Below are 19511 nucleotides of genomic sequence, written 5' to 3' on the forward strand. Positions count from 1 at the left end.
GTGTTCACAGTCCGTCCGCATTTCGATGTTTGCGGTGAGCGGGTTCCCGTGTTTACGGTCGTGGACCGCTCACATCCCCGTAAACCCATTTCGAGGACGCATTTCATGAAGCAGTCTGCTGCCAAGACCCTCGGTGTCGCCGCCCTCGGTGCCGCCTTCGCCGCCGCCGGCGCGGGTGCCGCGAACGCCGCTCCGGCGGTCCCGGACGCCTCCCAGGCGCTCGGCTCCGTCTCCCAGGGGCTCCCCACCGAGAACGTCACCAAGGCGCTGCCGGGTGCCGGTGAGGCGCTGGCGCAGGCCCAGCCGGCGCTCGGCGCGGGCCTGGCGGCCGCCCAGCCCGCTGCCCAGAAGGTGCTCGCCGACGGCCCGACCGCGCCCGTCGCCGGTCTCCTCGGCGGTCTGCCGATCGGCAAGGTCCTGCCCGGCGGCGGCGCCGGCACCGCCCTGAACGGCCTGCCGCTCGGCTGAGCCAGACGCTCCTCGCACGCGCCGGTGGGGCGCACCCCGTGGTCTCGGGGTGCGCCCCACCGGCGTACATGGGCAGCGGGTGTCACCAGGCGGTCTGCGCCTTCTCCTCCGAGGGGAACAGGATCCACAGCGCGATGTAGAGCAGGAACTGCGGGCCCGGCAGCAGACAGGACACCAGGAAGATCACGCGCATCGTGGTCGCGGAGGTGCCGAAGCGCCGTGCCAGCGCGGCACACACTCCGCCGATCATGCGGCCGTTGGTGGGGCGGGCGAGGCGGGACATTGCGGCTCCTTCGTGAGCGTCGACGGTCCGGGTCCGAGTGACCCTTTCCAGCTGTCTTCAACGCTACGGAGACGAACGGCACAAAGCGTCGCTCTACGGTGCGATCCCGACCCTGGGAATCGTCGGGGTCCTACCCTGAGCCGGCTCGTCCTGGCGGACGGCGGCCGCTCGGCGCCGCTCGGTCCCGCGGCGGAGCGAGTGGCGTACCGCCGGCACCACCGCGAGGTGCGCGAGGGCCACGCCCGCGGTGTTCAGGAACAGCGAGTCGATGTCGACGACCTGGCCGGGGACGCCGGTCTGGAGCAGCTCTATGCCCAGGGAGATCAGCGCGCCCGCGGCACAGGTGCGGATCAGCGAACCGACCGGGGACGCCCACAGCCGGCCGTGCACCATCGGAAGCAGGAAACCGAGCGGGGCCAGGAGCGCGAGCCCCTCACCGATCCTGCGGGCCGCCACCTGCCCGCCGAGGGCGAGGTCGGCGCGGATGCCCGCGAACGGGTGCAGGTTGGCCGGGACCACCCAGGGCACGTCCAGCGGTCGCAGCGTGAACCAGGCGACGAACGCGAGATGTGCGACCAGGAGGGCACCTCCTGCCACACGGACGCGAAGGGCGGCATTGCCGCCGACGAAGCCTTGACGCTGCACGATCCCCAAGACGCCGCGCTCGGCACGATCGGTTCCGGAACACCCCGAGGTACCTGGGTGAGGTCTGCGCCACACGTGACGGCCGGGCCCGCGTCAGCCGCCCGTCACCTCGGTCGACGGCGGCTGGTGGCCGGCCGGCTGGGAGCGGACCTCGTCCGTGCAGTCGTAGCGGCGCAGCGGTGTGTTCGCGGGGCCGCCGAGGACGACGGACCCGTCCCCCTCGGCGGCGGCCGAGTCGGAGAAGGTGCACACGAGCTGGGCGAGGGCGTAGTCGGAGAGCTCGGCGGGCGGGGTGCTCAGCCGGAGCGCGTCCTCGGGGTCCTTGGGGCGCGGGCCGCCGACCGTCATGCCGCCGCGCACATAGGTCTGGTACCCGGCCTCCCGCTCGGCCGCCGACGGTGTCTCGGCCAGCTGGTCGAGGAGCCCCTGCGCGACCAGCACCCGCCGCTCGGAGTCCGCGGTCCCGTCCGGGACCCTGAGCCCGCGGTCCACGGCCACCAGCGACGACCCGCACAGCAGGAACACCTGCACGGCCAGTCCGTGCGAGGCCTGCTCCGAGGCGTTCGGCTCGGACAGCGAACACCGCACCCGCGAGGGCGCGGGCCCGAAGTCGGTGGGCACCTCGGTGGGCCGGATCCCGCAGCCGGCCACCAGCAGACCGAGCAGGGGCAGCGCCAGCAGCCGCCGCGCGTTCCGCCCCTTGCGCGGCCCGTGCGCTCGCGGTGTGCGTCCCTGTACGGGCATCACGCCTCCCCCTTCTTCGCCCCGGCGTCGTCCTTCTTGGCCTCCATGAGCTGCTCCGCGAGCTCCGAGGCGTCCCGGGGCAGCCGCAGCGTGAAGACGGCACCCCCGTCGGGGGAGTTCGCCGCGGTGATCCCGCCGCCGTGGATGTGGGCGTTCTCCAGGGCGATCGAGAGGCCGAGGCCGCTGCCCTCGGAGCGCGGGCGGGAGGCACTGGCCTTGTAGAAGCGGTCGAAGACATGGGGGAGCACGTCCTCGGGGATGCCGGGGCCGTGGTCGCGGACCCCGATGACGACCTCGTCGTCCGCCGCGCTCACCGCCACCCGCACCGGGGAGCCGCCGTGCTTGAGGGCGTTGCCGATCAGGTTGGCCAGGATCACGTCCAGGCGGCGCGGGTCGAGGCGGGCGTGGATGCCGCGCTCGGCGTCCAGCTCCACCGCGTCCAGCCACGCCCGCGCGTCGATGCACGCGGTGATCTGGTCGGCCACGTCGACGTCGTCGAGGACCAGCCGGGCCGTGCCCGCGTCGAAGCGGGTGACCTCCATCAGGTTCTCGACCAGGTCGTTGAGCCTGCGGGTCTCGCTGACCACCAGCCGCACGGCCGGCTCGATCATCGGGTCCATGGAGCCGGACTCGGCCTCCAGCTCCTCCTCCAGGATCTCCGTCACGGCCGTGATCGCGGTGAGCGGCGTGCGCAGCTCATGGCTCATGTCCGCCACGAACCGCCGGGACGCGTCGTCGCGCGCGGCCATGTCCTCGACCCGCTTCTCCAGCGCCTCGGCCGCGTGGTTGAACGTCCGCGAGAGGTCGGCGAGTTCGTCGGTGCCGGACACCCTGAGCCGGGTGTCCAGCTTCCCCTCGCCGAGCCGCCGGGCGGCGACCCCGAGCCGGTGCACCGGCTTCAGTACGGTCGTCGCGGCGGCCTGCGCGAGCAGCGCGGAGCCGATCAGGGCGAGCCCGGTGGCGATCCCCAGCGACCAGGCCAGGGAGTTGAGGTCCTTGGCCTCCGGCTCAAGGGACTTGAGCATGTACCCGGTAGGACCGCCGCCGATCACCCGCGTGCCGGCGACCAGATACGGGGTGTCGTGGTCGACGGTCCGCTGCCAGTACAGGTGGTAGGCGTACTTGTTGGCGGAGTCGACCGCCTGCTTCTCGTTCACCGCCTCGCGCAGCGACACCGGCACGTCCTGGAGGGTGAAGCCGTCCAGGGCGCCCGAATTGCCGTACACCGTCCTGCCGTTGGCGTCGGAGGACACGAGCAGCACGCTGAAGCGCTGGCTGCTGCCCGCCATCTGCCCGGCCGCCTGCTGGAGTTCGTCCTGGGTGGGGTTCTCGGGCAGGGCGCCCGCGCGGTTCTGCATCTCCTGCTGGAAGTCCCGCAGGACAGCGTCCTGGGCGCGGGTGAGCACCGCCTCCCGGTTGAGCCAGTAGGCGATCCCGGACGCCGACACGGCGGCCGTCAGCGCCACCAGGCCGAAGACGACGACAAGACGCAGCCGCAGACTGGTGAAACGCAGCCGTGACCACACACCCTTGCGAGCCGCGAACCAGTCGCGGAACCCCCCTTGCGCTTCGGTCACTGAGGCGTGTCCAGCCGGTAACCCACGCCCCGCACGGTACGGATCAGCGTCGGGGACGACGGCACGTCCTCGACCTTGGCGCGCAGCCGCTGCACACACGCGTCCACCAGGCGCGAGTCGCCGAGGTAGTCGTGCTCCCACACGAGCCGCAGCAACTGCTGGCGGGACAGCGCCTGGCCGGGCCGCCGGCTCAGCTCCAGGAGCAGCCGGAGCTCGGTCGGGGTGAGCTGCAGGTCCTCGCCGTTCTTCGTCACGGTCATGGCCGCGCGGTCGATGACCAGGGAGCCGAAGCTCGCCGCGTCGGTCGACTCGCGTTCCCCGCGCCGCAGCACGGCCCGGATCCGGGCGTCGAGGACCCGCCCCTGGATCGGCTTGACGACATAGTCGTCGGCGCCGGACTCCAGTCCGACGACGATGTCGATGTCGTCGTTGCGCGCGGTCAGCAGAATGATCGGCAGCTGGTCCGTGCGCCGGATGCGCCGGCACACCTCGAACCCGTCGATGCCGGGCAGCATGACATCCAGCACGATCAGGTCCGGCCGCTGCTCACGCAGCAGCTTCAGGCCGTCCTCGCCGGTGGCAGCGGTGGCAACCCGGTGACCCTGGCGCGTGAGGCTCAGCTCCAGGGCCGTACGGATGGCGTCGTCGTCCTCGATCAGCAACAGGGAAGGCACGGGCTCATTCTGGCCCATGGAGGGGGTGCGGTTCGACCTGTGGGGACACGCAGTCCATACGGCGTCCATCCGTGGGTCCGCTGTGCAATTCCTGGGACGGGCCCCTGTGACAGGTCTGTGACAGTCGGCGGACACGGCCATGAAGGTGCGAGGGCAAGCTTTTCGGCATCGGGCAGGGCAGCACCGCCCGAGCGGACCGAACACCGGAAGTCCACGACGGGGGGCGCGAGATGAACACGCTGCACAGCATCAGCACCAGCGCAGTGATCACTCGGCTGCACGACGTGAACGGGGGCCGGGGTTCCAAGGAGTCCGGTGCCGTGAGCGGGCGGGGGTGCGCTCGCGGCACCGGGCGTCAGCACACCGGGTACATGTCGGTGGTTGACACCAGCACGGGGGAATCGCACGGGGGATCGTCGTACAGGGAGGACACGGGGGAACGGCACTCGCTGTCGGAGGCGGAGTTCACCGCCTACGTCCAGGAGCGCCGCGCCTCCCTGTACGCCACCGCCTACCACCTGACCGGTGACCGCTTCGAGGCCGAGGACCTGCTGCAGAGCGCGCTGTTCTCGACGTACAAGGCCTGGGACCGGATCAGCGACAAGGCCGCGGTCGGGGGCTACCTCCGCCGCACCATGACCAACCTGCACATCAGCGCGTGGCGCCGCCGCAAGCTGAACGAATACCCGACCGAGGAGCTGCCGGAGACGCCCGGCGACACGGACGCGATGCGCGGCACGGAACTGCGCGCGGTCCTGTGGCAGGCGCTCGCCCGGCTCCCCGAACTCCAGCGCACGATGCTGGTCCTCCGGTACTACGAGGGCCGCACCGACCCGGAGATCGCGGAGATCCTCGACATCAGTGTCGGCACGGTGAAGTCCAGCATCTGGCGGTCCCTGCGCCGCCTGCGCGAGGACGAGGTCCTCAGCTTCGGCCGTGACGAGGAGAACGCCTTCGGGGAGCTCGTGGCCTGAGGGTTGGGGGGAAGCAAGGAAACGGGGGGGGAACGGGGGACCAGGGGTACCGGCTGGGGGGCCGGTACCCGTGGGGGGATCAACGGGGAATCGCACGGGGAAGCACCAGGAAGCGGGACTGGAGGGCCGGGGGGTCCGTCCAGTCCCGCTTTCGTGTCTGCGGTCAGCCGGCCGTCATGAGCGTCGTCCCGGCCGGCGTGTCACCGACGGCGATGGCCTCGGCGGGGTCCCTGCCCTCGACGAGGTACGCGTCGGCCGCGCCTTCGGGAACGGCGCCCCCGGGATCGTCCGGGGTGTCGTCGCATTCCGCGACGCGGGCGGTGCCCAGGCGCTCGCCGACGGTGAAGTCCTCGTCCTGGGTGGGCAGATAGTCGCGGTTCTCGTACGTCACCACCCCCGCGCAGGAGCCCGCGACCTCGCCGCCCGACGAGCAGCCGAGAGCCACCGTCAGCATCGCCACCGTCATGACCAGCCGTGCCGTCGTCATCGGCTTCCTTTCCGCAGGGACCGTGTCTTCCGGTCCTACGACGGAGAAGGCGCCGTTCGCGTTCAGGCCGCCGGAGTCGCCGCCGGGCGGCGGCCCGCCGCCGCGGCGGCAAGGCGGCCGAGGGCCTCGTCCTTGTCGCACGGGTGGGCGCCCAGCGCGGTCTGGCGGGCGACGATCGAGCGCTCCAGGCGCATCAGCCGCCAGCCCCGGCGCAGCAGGAACGGCACGGACTTGCGGCCCTCGCGCAGATCCCGCAGGAACCGGCGGCGGAAGGTGCGCACCGGGCCCCGGCTCAGGCACAGCGCGTCGGCCAGCACACCGAGCTCCCGGCAGCGGGTGACGATCTCGGCGGCGAAGATGCCCTCCGCGATGAACAGCGGGGTCCGGCCCATCTCGACCGCCTCCTCGCCGGTGCGGGCGCTCAGCGAGATGTCGTAGACCGGGATCTTCGTACGGCCGGTGCGGCACAGTTCGACGATCGCCGTCACCGCGGTGTCCGCGTCCCAGGATCCGGGGTGGTCCCAGTCGATGTCGGAGCTCCCCGCCACCAGCGGCAGTGTCGGGTCGTCGCCCTCCTTGTAGAAGTCGTCGAGCCTGAGGACCGGAAGACCGGAACGGGCCGAGAGAAGGGACTTGCCGGAGCCGGAGGGGCCGCAGAGCAGCACGACTCGCGTCGGTATGGGCGGTTGGGAACTCACGGGACACCAGTGTGCGGCATTCACCCGCTGTTCATCGACCCCGCGGGTTGGCTTTGAAGCGTGCGTCACACGTCAACTACCCTTCGTGTCGACATGCTTACCCAGTGCACGGAAAAGGTGTCAGAAACGATGGCCCGACACGCGAACCCGACCGCCCAGCGCACCCTCACCGCTCTCGCCGCCGCGGGTGTCGCTCTCGGCGCAGGCGCCGGGGCGGCCGCCGCGGACTCCGAGCCGCTCGTCGACGTGCTGCACACCCGGCCCACCTCGCTCGGCAACATCGACCCGCAGGCCGGCCTCCGGTCCCTCACCGGCACGGTCGGGTACGTCACCGGCCCGGTCGCCGGTCTCAAGCCGAACCCGCTGGCGGGGACAGGTGTGGACCCGCTGGACAACGGTCTGGGGACCCAGCTGGCGGATTTCCAGCCGCTGACGTCGCAGGCAGTGACCGGGCCGGTCGCGCAGGCGCAGTCGATCGGGAGCATGCCGGTGGTGGGGCAGGTGGCGGGACTGCTGAGCAACTGACACGGCGGAGAGCCGCGCTTCCCACCGGACGGAGGGAAGCGCGGCTCTCCGGCTTCAGGGGCTCAGTACGCCGACCCGGACGCGCCCAGCGATCCCGTCGGGTGCCAGACCGTCTTCGTCTCCAGGAACGCCGTCAGGCGGTCGATGCCCGGCGTCGCCGACCAGTCGTCCACAGGCTGTGGACGCAGGACCCGCTTCAGGTTGTCCGCCGCCGCGATCTCCAGTTCCTTCGCGAGGATCTCGTCCGCGCCCGCCAGGTCGATCGCGTTGACGTCCTGGTGGGAGGCGAGGGGGGCCGCGATCTCCGCCGTACGGCCCGAGAGGACGTTGACCACGCCTCCGGGGACGTCGGAGGTGGCCAGGACCTCGCCGAGCGAGAGCGCCGGGAGCGGGGACCTCTCGCTCGCCACCACGACCGCCGTGTTGCCCGTCGCGATGACCGGGGCCAGCACCGAGACCAGGCCCAGGAACGACGACTCCTGCGGGGCCAGGACGGCCACCACGCCCGTCGGTTCGGGGGAGGACAGGTTGAAGTAGGGGCCCGCGACCGGGTTGCCGCCGCCCACGACCTGGGCGATCTTGTCGGTCCAGCCCGCGTACCAGACCCAGCGGTCGATCGTGGCCTCGACCTGCTCGGCCGCCTTGGACTTCGACAGGCCCTCGGCGTCGGCCACCTCGTGGACGAACTGCGCCCTGCGGCCCTCCAGCATCTCCGCGACGCGGTAGAGGACCTGGCCGCGGTTGTACGCCGTCGCGCCGGCCCAGCCGCCGAACGCCTTGCGCGCGGCCACGACCGCGTCACGGGCGTCCTTGCGGCTCGACTGCGGCGCGTTCGCCAGCCACTTGCCCTTTGCGTCGGTCACCTCGTACACCCGGCCGCTCTCGGAACGCGGGAACTTCCCGCCGACGTACAGCTTGTAGGTCTTGAAGACGGACAGACGCTGCTGCTCGGACTTATCGGACATCGAGGTATGCCTCCAGGCCGTGGCGGCCGCCCTCGCGGCCGAAGCCCGACTCCTTGTACCCGCCGAACGGCGAGGTCGGATCGAACTTGTTGAACGTGTTGGACCAGACGACCCCGGCCCGGAGTTTGTTCGCCACCGCCAGGATCCGCGAACCCTTCTCGGTCCAGATGCCCGCCGAGAGGCCGTACTGGGTGTTGTTGGCCTTGGCGACGGCCTCGTCCGGAGTGCGGAAGGTGAGGACCGACAGCACCGGGCCGAAGATCTCGTCCCTCGCGATGGTGTGCGCCTGGGTGACGTTCGTGAAGAGCGTCGGGGCGAACCAGTAGCCGGAGGACGGGAGTTCGCACTCCGGGGACCAGGGCTCGGCGCCCTCGGCCGCGCCCTTCTCGACGAGCGAGGTGATCCGCGAGAGCTGCTCGGCGGAGTTGATCGCGCCGATGTCGGTGTTCTTGTCGAGCGGGTCGCCGAGGCGCAGCGTGGACAGGCGGCGCTTGAGCGAGTCAAGGAGCTCGTCCTGGATCGACTCCTGGACGAGGAGGCGGGAGCCCGCGCAGCAGACCTGGCCCTGGTTGAAGAAGATGCCGTTGACGATCCCCTCGACGGCCTGGTCGATGGGGGCGTCGTCGAAGACGATGTTGGCGCCCTTGCCGCCCAGTTCGAGGGTGAGCTTCTTGCGGGTGCCGGCGACCGTGCGCGCGATCTCCTTGCCGACGGCCGTCGAGCCGGTGAAGGCCACCTTGTCGACGTCCGGGTGTGCGACGAGCGCGGCGCCCGTGTCGCCGTAGCCCGGGAGGATGTTGACGACACCCCTGGGCAGGCCGGCCTGGCGGCAGACGTCCGCGAAGAAGAGCGCGGAGAGCGGGGTCGTCTCGGCGGGCTTCAGCACGACCGTGTTGCCGGTGGCGAGTGCGGGCGCGATCTTCCACGCCAGCATCAGGAGCGGGAAGTTCCAGGGGATGACCTGGCCCGCGACACCGAGGGGCTTCGGGCTCGCGCCGAATCCCGCGTGCTCCAGCTTGTCGGCCCAGCCCGCGTAGTAGAAGAAGTGCGCGGCGACCAGGGGGAGGTCGGCGTCGCGGGTCTCCTTGATGGGCTTGCCGTTGTCCAGGGTCTCCAGGACGGCGAGCTCGCGGCTGCGCTCCTGGATGATCCGGGCGATGCGGAACAGGTACTTGGCGCGCTCGGAGCCGGGCAGCGCCGACCACTTCTCGAAGGCCTTGCGGGCGGCCCCCACCGCGCGGTCGACGTCCGCCTCGCCCGCCTGGGCGATCTCGGACAGGACCTCTTCCGTGGACGGCGAGACGGTCTTGAAGACCTTGCCGTCGGCCGCTTCCACGAACTCGCCGTCGATGAACAGGCCGTAGGAGGGGGCGATGTCGACGACCGAGCGGGACTCGGGGGCGGGTGCGTACTCGAATGCGGATGCAGATGCAGGTGCCATGGTGATCAGTCCACCGTCACGTAGTCGGGGCCGGAGTAGCGGCCGGTGGCCAGCTTCTGACGCTGCATCAGCAGATCGTTCAGGAGCGAGGAGGCGCCGAAGCGGAACCAGTGGTTGTCCAGCCAGTCCTCGCCGACGGTCTCGTTGACCAGCACGAGAAACTTGATCGCGTCCTTGGACGTGCGGATACCGCCGGCCGGCTTCACGCCCACCTGGACGCCGGTCTGGGCGCGGAAGTCGCGCACGGCCTCCAGCATGAGGAGGGTGTTCGCGGGAGTGGCGTTGACCGCGACCTTGCCCGTCGACGTCTTGATGAAGTCCGCGCCCGCCAGCATGCCGAGCCAGCTCGCGCGGCGGATGTTGTCGTACGTCGACAGCTCGCCGGTCTCGAAGATGACCTTGAGCCGGGCGTCCGTGCCGCAGACCTCGCGCACGGCGACGATCTCGTCGTACACCTTCAGGTACCGGCCCGCGAGGAACGCCCCGCGGTCGATGACCATGTCGACCTCGTCGGCGCCGGCGGCCACGGCGTCGCGCACGTCGGCCAGCTTCACGTCGAGGGCGGCGCGGCCGGCCGGGAAGGCGGTGGCGACCGAGGCGACCTTCACGCCGGAACCGGCGACGGCCTCCTTGGCGACGGCCACCATGTCGGGATAGACGCAGACGGCGGCCGCGGCGGGGGTCGTCCGGTCGGTCGGGTCGGGGCGGACCGCCTTGGCGCCGAGCGCCCGGACCTTGCCCGGGGTGTCCGCGCCTTCCAGCGTCGTCAGGTCGACCATCGAGATGGCGAGGTCGATGGCGTACGCCTTCGCGGTGGTCTTGATGGAACGGGTACCGAGAGAGGCGGCACGCGCCTCCAGGCCGACCGCGTCCACGCCGGGCAGCCCGTGAAGGAACCGGCGCAGCGTGCTGTCGGACGCGGTCACGTCCGTGAGCGGGTGTGCGGCTGATGCAGTGGTGGGCATGGTCACCAGACGAGCATATCTACGCGCGTAGCGGCTGTACACCCCGGAGAACGGTTCCGAACGCCTTCGGAAGGTGTTCCGAAGGCGTTCCGGAGGCACTCCGAAAGCACCCGCACCGCCCGCACCTCAGCACCGGCGCGGACGGCGCTTAGGATCGGCCCCATGACGACCGCACCCCCCGAGTCCAGGGACCGCATCTACCGCTCACCCATGGCACTGATCGGCGGCTCCCTCCTCCTCGTCATCATCGGCTGGCTCGGCATCGACGCCGTCGTCTCCGGCACCGGCCGCACGCCGTGGCTGGCCCTCGCCGCCCTGATCCTCCTCGTACCGCTGGTGGTCGCCTTCACCCTGCGCCCGGCCGTCTTCGCCAACAACGACCGCCTGCGCATCCGCAACCCCTTCCGCGTGATCGTCGTGCCGTGGGGCGAGGTCGCGACGCTCCGCTCCGCCTACTCCAACGAGGTGGTGGTCAAGGCGGGCGGCAAGTACCAGCTCTGGGCGATCCCGGTCTCCCTGCGCGGCCGCAAGAAGGCCGCCCGGCAGACGGCACGGCAGGCGGCCCGGCCCTCCGACGGCCGCGGTGCCGGCCGGGGTCTCGGCCTGTTGGGCGGCGGAATGCAGGCGGACGTCTTCGGCGGCCGTACCCCGGTCCCGGAGGGGCCCACCCGCGCCGAGACCGACAAGATCATCGACGAGCTGCGCGAGCTGCTGGAGGCGCGGGGGGAGGCGAAGACCTCGCAGGGGGAGGTCTCCGTGCGGTGGGCCTACGAGATCGTGGGGCCCGCGGTGGCCGGGGCGGTGCTGCTGGTGATCCTGGCGGCGGTGGGCTGACGCGTTTCCGCGGCCGTCGTCGGAGGCTTCTTCCTCACGTCGGTACCCGCTCACTCCGCCACGTCGGCGGACCGTGGCGTGGTGTCGGCCAAGGCCTCCGTCACCTGCGACACGAACCAGCTGCGCCAGCAGATCGCCAACCTCAAGGCCAAGGCCGCGAAGCGAGCAAGCCGTTCCCCGGACAGGTTTCCGGTTTTTTCCCTGTGTGGCGCTGCCCCTCCCGTTCGGCCCGCCGGAGGAACGGAGGGGTGGCGCCACACCTTGCCGCCGACGCGCGACGCGCTTAGATGCCTGCCGCCGCCGACAGGTCGCGCTTGATCGCGGTCAGCAGGTCGGTGGCCTTGGTGCGGGCCGTCGGGAGGTCCGCGTGGGTGGCCACCGGGACCACCACCTCCAGGTAGCACTTCAGCTTCGGCTCGGTGCCGCTCGGGCGGACGATGACCCGGGCGCCGGTGAGGGTGTAGCGCAGGCCGTCGGTGGGCGGGAGCGTGTCCGTGCCCTGGGTGAGGTCCTCCGCCTTGGTGATGGGCAGGCCCGCGAGCTCCGTCGGGGGGTGTTCGCGCAGCTGCTTCATCGCCCGGGCGATCACCGACAGGTCCTCCACGCGGACCGAGAGCTGGTCCGTGGCGTGCAGACCGTGTTCCACGGCGAGGTCGTCGAGGAGGTCGGGGAGCGTGCGGTTCTGTTCCTTCAGCTCGGAGGCGAGCTCCGTGATGAGGAGGGCGGCGGTGATGCCGTCCTTGTCCCGTACGCCCTCGGGGTCCACGCAGTAGCCGAGGGCCTCCTCGTAGCCGTAGCGCAGGCCCTCCACCCGGGCGATCCACTTGAAGCCGGTGAGGGTCTCCTCGTAGGGGAGGCCCGCCTTCTCGGCGATCCTGCCGAGGAGGGAGGAGGAGACGATCGACTCGGCGAAGGTGCCCTGCGCTCCACGGGTCACCAGGTGGGCGGCGAGGAGGGCGCCCACCTCGTCGCCCCTCAGCATGCGCCAGGTGTTGTCTTCCTTGACGGCCACCGCGCAACGGTCCGCGTCGGGGTCGTTCGCGATGATCAGGTCCGGGTCCGTCTCGGCCGCCTTCGCGAAGGCGAGGTCCATCGCGCCCGGTTCTTCCGGGTTGGGGAAGGCGACGGTCGGGAAGTCGGGGTCCGGGTCGGCCTGTTCCGCGACGAGGTCCGGGGCGGGGAAACCGGCCCGTGCGAACGCGGCGAGGAGGGTGTCCTTGCCGACGCCGTGCATCGCGGTGTAGACGGTGCGGGCGGTGCGGGGGGAGTTCTTGGCGAGTACGGCGTCCGTGCGGGCGAGGTAGGCGTCGAGGACGCTGTCGTCGAGGGTCTGCCAGCCGGCGTCGGGGCGGGGGACGTCGTTGAGGGACGTGATCGCCTGGATTTCGGCTGCGATCTCCGCGTCCGCGGGCGGGACGATCTGGGAGCCGTCGCCGAGGTAGACCTTGTAGCCGTTGTCGCGGGGCGGGTTGTGGCTGGCGGTGACCTCCACGCCGGCGACCGCGCCGAGGTGCCTTATCGCGTACGCCAGGACGGGGGTGGGCAGGGGGCGGGGGAGGACGGCTGCCTTGAGTCCGGCGCCGGTCATCACGGCCGCGGTGTCCCTCGCGAAGTCCTCGGACTTGTGGCGGGCGTCGTAGCCGATGACGACGAGGCCGTCGGTGCCGCTGCCGCCCTGCTTCTTGAGGTACGCGGCGAGGCCGGCGGCGGCTCGGATGACGACCGCGCGGTTCATGCGCATCGGCCCTGCGCCGAGTTCGCCGCGGAGGCCTGCGGTGCCGAACTGGAGGGTGCCGCTGAAGCGGGCGGTCAGTTCGGTGACGTCTGCTGTGTCGATGAGCCTTGCGAGCTCGTCGCGGGTGTCCGGGTCGGGGTCCTCGGCGAGCCAGGTCCTGGCGCGGGCGATGAGGGCGTCGTGCACGGGTGCCTCCGGCGGTTGGGCGGTTCTTGTTCGGGTGCGGGTTGGTGGGGGCGGGCGTTTTGCGCAGTTCCCCGCGCCCCTGAATGCCTGCGGCGGCCTGTGCGGCTTCGGTGGGGGCGGGTGTAGCGCGTTCTGTTCGGTGGGTGGGTCGGGGCCGGGGGGGGGGGGGGGGGGGGGGGGGGGGGGGGGGGGGGGGGTGTGGTGGGGGGGGGGGGGGGGGGGGCGGGGGGGGGGGGTATCCGTCCTCGGTCCGGCGGCTCGGTTTCTTGAGATGTACTGGATGACGGACGCCGGCCGCTGCGGGCGGACACCCCCCACCCCGTCCCCTTCCCGCCGTACGCGGCCAACGGCCCGAGGGGGCCCGCGAGGCGTAGAGAACGGTCCGTCGTGGCGCAGGCCAACTGCACCCCCCTAGGGGCGCGGGGAACTGCGCGACCGGCCACGACGCACCCGCAGCCGCTCGACAACCGGACCCGGCACCCCCTCAGGCGCCCCGCTCAGGCCCAGCGCAGCGGCCCCGCGCGTACTCAGATACGGCCCAGGACCTGCGCCAGCAGTGAGCCCATCCGGGTCGCGCTGTCGCGGCCGGCCTGGAGGACCTCCTCGTGGTTCAGCGGTTCGCCCGTCATGCCCGCGGCGAGGTTCGTGACCAGGGAGATGCCGAGGACCTCCGCGCCCGCCTCGCGCGCGGCGATCGCCTCGAGGACCGTCGACATGCCCACCAGGTCCGCGCCGATGACGCGGGCCATGCGGATCTCGGCCGGGGTCTCGTAGTGCGGGCCGGGGAACTGGGCGTAGACGCCCTCCTCCAGGCTGGGGTCGATCTCCTTGCACAGGGCGCGCAGGCGGGGGGAGTAGAGGTCGGTCAGGTCGACGAAGTTCGCGCCGATGATCGGGGACGTGGCGGTGAGGTTGATGTGGTCGCTGATCAGGACCGGCTGGCCGGGGCGCATGCCCTCGCGGAGGCCGCCGCAGCCGTTGGTGAGGACGATCGTCTTGCAGCCGGCCGCGACCGCGGTGCGCACACCGTGGGCCACTGCGGCCACGCCACGGCCCTCGTAGTAGTGGGTGCGGCCGAGGAAGACCAGGGCCCGCTTGTCGCCGATCCTGTACGAGCGGATCTTGCCGCCGTGTCCCTCCACCACCGGCGGCGGGAAGCCGGGCAGCTCGGTGACCTGGAACTCGGCGTCGGGGGCGCCGAGGGCGTCCACGGCCGGTGCCCAGCCGGAGCCCATCACGAGGGCGACGTCGTGGGTCTCGGCGCCGGTCAGTTCGCGCAGGCGCGCGGCGGCGGCGTCGGCGGCGGCGTGGGGGTCGCCCTGGATGTCGTCCGGAAGAAGAGATGCGTTCACGCGGATGAGGGTAGCCGGTCCGGGCCTACGCGCGTAGATGACAGAGCTGACGGGATGGCGATCGTTGTCTTGTCGTTTCCAACCAACTGTGTGAGGCGAGTGGCCTGTGTGAATCAGCAGGGGCGCTTGCGCAGTTCCATGACGTAGTCGTGGGGTGCGCCCGCCGATTCCGCCGCGTCGGCCACCTCGCCCAGGTAGCGGGCGGAGGGGAGGCCGCCCTCGTAGCCGTTGAGGACGTAGGTCCAGGCCTGCTCCTCGCCCTCCAGGGTGTGGACCCGGATGCGGGTGCGGCGGTAGATGTCCAGGCCCACGCCCTCCCAGCGGTCCATCGACTCGTCGTCGGCGGGTGCGATCTCGTAGAGCGCCACGAACACCTGGGAGAGGGGGTCCTCGACGATCGTCGCCAGGGCTCCCTCCCAGCCCATGTGCTCGCCGCCGAAGGTCAGCCGCCACCCGTTCAGCCACCCCGTGGCGCGCATCGGCGAGTGCGGGGCGCGGCGGGTCATCAGCCGCGCGTCGAGGTTGCCGGCGTAGGCGGCGTAGAGCGACATGGGTCGAGGGTACGGCAGCCTTCCCCGGTGTCTCTCCCGTAACAGTGGCGTCTCGGGGTGCCCCCCAGGCCGTGGCACCCCGGGTCGTGCGGGACAATGGAGTACGTGACTCGGATCGTGATCATCGGTGGCGGACCCGGCGGATACGAGGCGGCCCTGGTGGCCGCCCAGCTCGGCGCGGAGGTGACCGTCGTCGACTGCGACGGTCTGGGCGGAGCGTCGGTGCTGACCGACTGCGTGCCGTCGAAGACCCTTATCGCTACGGCCGAGGTCATGACGACCTTCGATTCGTCGTACGAGGAACTGGGGATCATCGTCGCCGACGACACCCCGCCGCTGGAGCAGGCGGCGCGGGTGGTCGGGGTTGATCTGGGGAAGGTCAACCGGCGTGTGAAGCGGCTCGCTCTCGCCCAGTCCCATGACATCACCGCCTCCGTGACGCGTGCCGGTGCGCGGGTGCTGCGCGGGCGCGGGCGGCTTGAGGGCATGCAGGCCCTCGACGGGTCCCGCAAGGTCGTCGTGCGGGCCGTCGACGGGAGTGAGGAGACGCTCGTCGCGGATGCCGTGCTGATCGCCACCGGTGGGCATCCCCGTGAGCTGCCCGACGCGCAGCCCGACGGGGAGCGGATTCTCAACTGGACCCAGGTCTACGACCTCACCGAGCTGCCCGAAGAGCTGATCGTGGTCGGGTCCGGTGTGACCGGTGCCGAGTTCGCCGGTGCCTACCAGGCGCTCGGCTCCAAGGTGACGCTCGTCTCGTCGCGGGACCGGGTGCTGCCCGGGGAGGACCCGGACGCGGCCGCGGTGCTGGAGGACGTCTTCCGTCGTCGTGGCATGAACGTGATGGCGCGTTCCCGTGCCCAGTCCGCCAAGCGGGTCGGGGACCGGGTCGAGGTCACGCTGGCGGATGGCCGTGTCATCAGCGGCTCGCACTGTCTGATGGCCGTCGGTGCCATTCCCAACAGCGCCGGGATGGGTCTTGAGGAGGCGGGCGTCAAGCTGCGCGAGTCCGGGCACATCTGGACCGACAAGGTCTCCAGGACCACGGCTCCCGGGGTGTACGCCGCCGGTGACGTGACGGGTGTCTTCGCGCTCGCCTCCGTCGCCGCCATGCAGGGGCGTATCGCCATGTACCACTTCCTCGGCGACGCGGTGGCCCCGCTCAACCTCAAGACGGTCTCGTCGAACGTCTTCACCGACCCCGAGATCGCCACCGTCGGCTACTCGCAGGCCGACGTGGACGGCGGGAAGATCGACGCCCGGTCCGTGAAGCTGCCGTTGCTCAGGAATCCGCGCGCCAAGATGCAGGGCATCCGCGACGGCTTCGTCAAGATCTTCTGCCGGCCGGGCACCGGGATCGTCGTCGGCGGTGTCGTCGTCGCGCCCCGCGCCTCGGAACTGATCCATCCCATCTCGATCGCGGTCGACAACAATCTGACGGTCGAACAGATCGCGAACGCGTTCACCGTTTACCCGTCCCTTTCGGGCTCGATCGCCGAGGTGGCGCGGCAGTTGCACACGCGCAAGGAGACCGGCGGGGCCTGACGGCCGAAAGCGATTCCTGCCTGGTCACAGGGAGTTGCCGACCATTCGTGCGGCATAGGCGGGAAGATTAGGCCCTATACCACTTCCCGTCCTGCTGTGCGAACATCTTCTGCTATTCGGCGCAAACAGCTGAAAGCAGACGGTCGCCCGCGTTACTGTCAGTTTCGTGTTCGCTGCAGAACGTCGCCAATTGATCCTCGAAATGGTGCGAGCCAATGGAGCCGTGTCGCTCCGTGAGCTCGCCCGCGTCGTCCAGACCTCCGAAGTGACCGTACGGCGGGACGTGCGCGCACTGGAGGCAGAAGGACTCCTCGACCGCCGGCATGGCGGTGCGGTATTGCCGGGCGGGTTCACGCGGGAGTCCGGCTTTCCGCAGAAATCGCATCTCGCGACCGCCGAGAAGACGGCCATCGCCGATCTCGCCGCGGGTCTCGTCGAAGAAGGCGAGGCCATTGTGGTGGGGGCGGGTACCACCACGCAGGAGCTGGCCCGCCGGCTCGCCCGGGTTCCGGGACTGACCGTCGTGACCAATTCCCTGCTGGTGGCCCAGGCACTCGCCCATGCCAACCGGGTGGAGGTCGTGATGACCGGCGGCACCCTGCGCGGTTCCAACTACGCCCTGGTGGGGTCGGGGGCGGAACAGTCGCTCCAGGGGCTCAGAGTCTCGCGGGCCTTCCTCTCCGGGAGCGGGCTCACCGCCGAGCGCGGTCTCTCCACGTCCAACATGCTGTCGGCGTCCGTGGACCGGGCGCTGGTGCAGGCCGCCGCGGAGGTCGTGGTCCTCGCCGACCACACCAAGCTCGGCACCGACACGATGTTCCAGACGGTGCCGACGGACCTCATCACCCGCCTGGTCACCGACGAGCCCCCGGCCCACGACGACCGGGCCGGCACGGAACTCCAGGCGCTCGCCGACCAGGGGGTGCAGATCGCCGTGGCCGGCGCGTCGGGAGCGCCGGGGGGTGATCAGGTCCCGGCGCGGCAGCAACAGCGCCGGGACGTGCCCGTACCGGGTCCCCGCCGCGGCCAGCTCCCGTCGGCGGGCCCTTCCCTCCGCACGGCCACAGTCCTGGGCGAGCCGACTCCGGGGGCGGAGCGGGCCCGGGTGGCGGATCTTCGGCGCCGCTGAGGTCTCTTGTGCGGGAGTGAAGCCTCCGGCGGCTCGGGGGTGGGGTGAGCCGGGGAGCAGGGGTTGTTCCGCGGGGCGATCGGGGCTGCTTCGGGCGGCTCCCGTGCGTGGGGTGGTGGAACGGCTCGGTCGCCGGGGGCGTGGGTTCCTTCGGGTTGGTCGGTGCGCGGGCATCGGGTTGTCGTACGGCTTGACCGCCGGGGGCAGGGTGGCCCCGCAGGGTGTGGGGCTGGGCCGTTGGGCTCGGTCGCCGTGGGTGGGCGGGCGCGACCCGGTCTGGGGTCGGCCGGTTTGGAGGGCGCCGGCATGTCGTCAGGTCGACCGTCGTAGGCCGGGGGGTGGGGGCCACGGCGGTTGGCGTCTCGGGCACGTCTCCTCTGGCCTTCGGGCCCGGTACTCCACGCGGACTTGAGCCGGGGCTCGGACGATCGCCGCCTCTCCCGGGTGCGTGTCCCGCGGGGGCCAAGTACCGGCACGGCCCGCCGCAGTCGCAGCCCCCGTGCTCCGTCCAGACACCCAGCCCCGCCGCAAGCCTCCCCGGCTCAACTCACCCTCCGCGCGCCCCCGTCGGTCCTCCGTCCGACCCCGGCCAAACAGGCGGGACGCTTCCCGTAGCGGCTGGAAGTCGTAGGTTCTTCTCAAGGGGGAGTCAAAGCCCCCAAAGGGAAATCTCTGGCGAGAGCAGCGCCGGGAGCGTGGCATGGAGATCAGTGGGGCGGACGCGCGTCGTGTGGTGGAGCTGGGGCGGGAACTGGCGGACGCCACCCGGCCGGAGGAGCTGTGGGAGCGGGCCCTGACCGCGGTGATGGAGCTCGTGCCCGCCGACGCCGGGCAGCGGTACCGGCTGCCGCTCGACGGGCGCGGGGTGTTCGTGCTCAACGTGCCCGCGGACTCCTTCCACGCCGACCCGATGGTGATCTACGACCATCCCCTGGACCACCCCCTCACCGACCTGATGCTGGACACCCTCACCCCCGGCGCCTGGCGCGTCAGCGACGTCGCCGGTGACCGCCAGTGGCAGCGCACCCACTGCTACAACCTCGACTTCCGCCCCTTCGGACTGCGCCACCACCTCGTCGCGGCCGCGGGCTCGGACACCGCGACCGCCGTCGAGGGCTACGGACTGGTCCGCTCCAGCAGCGACTTCACCCCCCGCGAACGCGATCTGCTCGCACTGGCGCAGCTCCAACTCAACGCCGCGGAGACCCAGTTGGCCGAACGTCAGCGGCTCCTCGACCTCTCCGCCGCCGCCCTGCGCCTCGCCGGAGACCACGCGTGCGGAGTCGCGAGCGTCGACGGCCCCGGCCCGCCCCGCCCCCTCAACGCCGTCGCCGCCGAACTCCTCACCGCCCTGCGCGACGACCCCCGCCTCACCGCCGAAGTCTCCTTCACCGCCCGCCACATCGAGGTCCGGTACCTGCCCGCCGCCCCCGGGCTTCCCGCCCTGCTCCTCCTCCACGACCTGTCCCGCGCCCGCGCCGTGGCCCGGCTGTTCGGCGTCACCGAGCAGGAGCACCGCACCCTCGTCCACCTCCATGACGGCCGTACGCCGACGGAGACGGCACGTCTGATGCGGCTGTCCCCCACGACCGTGCGCGGCTACATCGCCTCCCTGCACCGCAAGCTGGAGGCCGGCCACACCGCCGCCCTGCTCCGCCGCGGCCGTGACCTCGGCCTGCTCACGGACCGACACGACATGTCGCGACCCCCTCAGAATTGACGGATGGTCATCA

General features: G+C 71.5%; 20 protein-coding genes. 7 read left to right on the forward strand and 13 right to left on the reverse strand.

What is annotated here, in order from left to right; all coding sequences use genetic code 11:
- The first annotated feature begins 105 nt into the window (after positions 1 to 105).
- Positions 106 to 468: an ATP-binding protein gene (locus ACFYZ8_RS40390; RefSeq protein ID WP_359039610.1), complete on the forward strand. Its 363-nt coding sequence runs from the start codon at positions 106 to 108 to the stop codon at positions 466 to 468.
- Positions 469 to 550: 82 nt separating this feature from the next.
- Here ACFYZ8_RS40390 and ACFYZ8_RS40395 read toward each other — a convergent pair whose 3' ends face one another.
- The 5 genes from ACFYZ8_RS40395 to afsQ1 all read right to left on the reverse strand — a co-directional run bounded on the left by ACFYZ8_RS40395 (position 551) and on the right by afsQ1 (position 4391).
- Positions 551 to 751, reverse strand: coding sequence for a PspC domain-containing protein (locus tag ACFYZ8_RS40395; protein WP_020141249.1), 201 nt, complete (start codon positions 749 to 751; stop codon positions 551 to 553).
- Between the two features lie 93 nt (positions 752 to 844).
- The gene (locus ACFYZ8_RS40400; RefSeq protein ID WP_388541224.1) at positions 845 to 1396 is read right to left on the reverse strand and encodes a VanZ family protein; all 552 of its coding nucleotides are present in this window, start codon (positions 1394 to 1396) and stop codon (positions 845 to 847) included.
- Between the two features lie 93 nt (positions 1397 to 1489).
- Complete coding sequence (locus tag ACFYZ8_RS40405; RefSeq protein WP_359039615.1) at positions 1490 to 2140, reverse strand: hypothetical protein; 651 nt, start codon at positions 2138 to 2140, stop codon at positions 1490 to 1492.
- Positions 2140 to 3717 carry an ATP-binding protein gene (locus ACFYZ8_RS40410; protein ID WP_388541226.1) on the reverse strand — a complete coding sequence of 526 codons (1578 nt, stop codon included), beginning with the start codon at positions 3715 to 3717 and terminating at the stop codon, positions 2140 to 2142. The genes ACFYZ8_RS40405 and ACFYZ8_RS40410 overlap by 1 nt, the downstream gene beginning before the upstream one ends.
- The gene (gene afsQ1, locus ACFYZ8_RS40415; RefSeq protein WP_037718821.1) at positions 3714 to 4391 is read right to left on the reverse strand and encodes a two-component system response regulator AfsQ1; all 678 of its coding nucleotides are present in this window, start codon (positions 4389 to 4391) and stop codon (positions 3714 to 3716) included. Before afsQ1 ends, ACFYZ8_RS40410 begins: the two co-directional genes overlap by 4 nt.
- A gap of 230 nt (positions 4392 to 4621) precedes the next feature.
- On the opposite strand from afsQ1, the gene ACFYZ8_RS40420 reads away from it, so the two are divergent.
- Complete coding sequence (locus ACFYZ8_RS40420) at positions 4622 to 5365, forward strand: SigE family RNA polymerase sigma factor (RefSeq protein ID WP_359039620.1); 744 nt, start codon at positions 4622 to 4624, stop codon at positions 5363 to 5365.
- 163 nt (positions 5366 to 5528) lie between these two features.
- Here ACFYZ8_RS40420 and ACFYZ8_RS40425 read toward each other — a convergent pair whose 3' ends face one another.
- On the reverse strand, positions 5529 to 5852 hold the full coding sequence (locus ACFYZ8_RS40425) for a DUF6281 family protein (RefSeq protein ID WP_388541230.1): 324 nt from the start codon (positions 5850 to 5852) through the stop codon (positions 5529 to 5531).
- Positions 5853 to 5914: 62 nt separating this feature from the next.
- Positions 5915 to 6619, reverse strand: a complete 705-nt coding sequence (locus ACFYZ8_RS40430) for a uridine kinase (RefSeq protein ID WP_359039624.1) — start codon at positions 6617 to 6619, stop codon at positions 5915 to 5917.
- Between the two features lie 60 nt (positions 6620 to 6679).
- On the opposite strand from ACFYZ8_RS40430, the gene ACFYZ8_RS40435 reads away from it, so the two are divergent.
- Positions 6680 to 7075, forward strand: a complete 396-nt coding sequence (locus tag ACFYZ8_RS40435) for a hypothetical protein (RefSeq protein ID WP_359039626.1) — start codon at positions 6680 to 6682, stop codon at positions 7073 to 7075.
- Positions 7076 to 7137: 62 nt separating this feature from the next.
- On the opposite strand, the gene ACFYZ8_RS40440 is transcribed toward ACFYZ8_RS40435, so the two are convergent.
- The 3 genes from ACFYZ8_RS40440 to deoC are packed head-to-tail and all read right to left on the reverse strand — an operon-like array spanning position 7138 to position 10446.
- Positions 7138 to 8040, reverse strand: coding sequence for an aldehyde dehydrogenase family protein (locus ACFYZ8_RS40440; RefSeq protein WP_388541233.1), 903 nt, complete (start codon positions 8038 to 8040; stop codon positions 7138 to 7140).
- Positions 8030 to 9481: an aldehyde dehydrogenase family protein gene (locus ACFYZ8_RS40445; RefSeq protein WP_359040601.1), complete on the reverse strand. Its 1452-nt coding sequence runs from the start codon at positions 9479 to 9481 to the stop codon at positions 8030 to 8032. The genes ACFYZ8_RS40440 and ACFYZ8_RS40445 overlap by 11 nt, the downstream gene beginning before the upstream one ends.
- A 5-nt stretch (positions 9482 to 9486) precedes the next feature.
- Positions 9487 to 10446: a deoxyribose-phosphate aldolase gene (gene deoC, locus ACFYZ8_RS40450; RefSeq protein ID WP_359040607.1), complete on the reverse strand. Its 960-nt coding sequence runs from the start codon at positions 10444 to 10446 to the stop codon at positions 9487 to 9489.
- A 162-nt stretch (positions 10447 to 10608) separates the two neighbouring features.
- On the opposite strand from deoC, the gene ACFYZ8_RS40455 reads away from it, so the two are divergent.
- Positions 10609 to 11280 carry a PH domain-containing protein gene (locus tag ACFYZ8_RS40455; RefSeq protein ID WP_359040603.1) on the forward strand — a complete coding sequence of 224 codons (672 nt, stop codon included), beginning with the start codon at positions 10609 to 10611 and terminating at the stop codon, positions 11278 to 11280.
- 283 nt (positions 11281 to 11563) lie between these two features.
- On the opposite strand, the gene ACFYZ8_RS40460 is transcribed toward ACFYZ8_RS40455, so the two are convergent.
- The 3 genes from ACFYZ8_RS40460 to ACFYZ8_RS40470 all read right to left on the reverse strand — a co-directional run bounded on the left by ACFYZ8_RS40460 (position 11564) and on the right by ACFYZ8_RS40470 (position 15104).
- Positions 11564 to 13201 carry a phospho-sugar mutase gene (locus ACFYZ8_RS40460; protein WP_388541237.1) on the reverse strand — a complete coding sequence of 546 codons (1638 nt, stop codon included), beginning with the start codon at positions 13199 to 13201 and terminating at the stop codon, positions 11564 to 11566.
- A 527-nt stretch (positions 13202 to 13728) separates the two neighbouring features.
- Positions 13729 to 14553 carry a purine-nucleoside phosphorylase gene (locus ACFYZ8_RS40465; protein WP_359040386.1) on the reverse strand — a complete coding sequence of 275 codons (825 nt, stop codon included), beginning with the start codon at positions 14551 to 14553 and terminating at the stop codon, positions 13729 to 13731.
- Positions 14554 to 14666: 113 nt separating this feature from the next.
- Positions 14667 to 15104, reverse strand: a complete 438-nt coding sequence (locus ACFYZ8_RS40470; RefSeq protein WP_266521562.1) for a gamma-glutamylcyclotransferase — start codon at positions 15102 to 15104, stop codon at positions 14667 to 14669.
- Positions 15105 to 15200: 96 nt separating this feature from the next.
- Between ACFYZ8_RS40470 and ACFYZ8_RS40475 the strand changes: the two genes are divergently transcribed.
- The 3 genes from ACFYZ8_RS40475 (at position 15201) to ACFYZ8_RS40485 (ending at position 19498) form a co-directional block, all read left to right on the forward strand.
- Entirely contained in the window at positions 15201 to 16649 is a 1449-nt protein-coding gene (locus tag ACFYZ8_RS40475) for an NAD(P)H-quinone dehydrogenase (RefSeq protein ID WP_359040389.1), read from the forward strand.
- Positions 16650 to 16815: 166 nt separating this feature from the next.
- The gene (locus ACFYZ8_RS40480) at positions 16816 to 17778 is read left to right on the forward strand and encodes a DeoR/GlpR family DNA-binding transcription regulator (RefSeq protein WP_359040391.1); all 963 of its coding nucleotides are present in this window, start codon (positions 16816 to 16818) and stop codon (positions 17776 to 17778) included.
- A 700-nt stretch (positions 17779 to 18478) separates the two neighbouring features.
- Positions 18479 to 19498 carry a helix-turn-helix transcriptional regulator gene (locus ACFYZ8_RS40485; RefSeq protein ID WP_388541242.1) on the forward strand — a complete coding sequence of 340 codons (1020 nt, stop codon included), beginning with the start codon at positions 18479 to 18481 and terminating at the stop codon, positions 19496 to 19498.
- Positions 19499 to 19511: the final 13 nt, after the last annotated feature.

This window comes from Streptomyces sp. NPDC001668 (assembly GCF_042893155.1).
Taxonomy (GTDB): domain Bacteria; phylum Actinomycetota; class Actinomycetes; order Streptomycetales; family Streptomycetaceae; genus Streptomyces.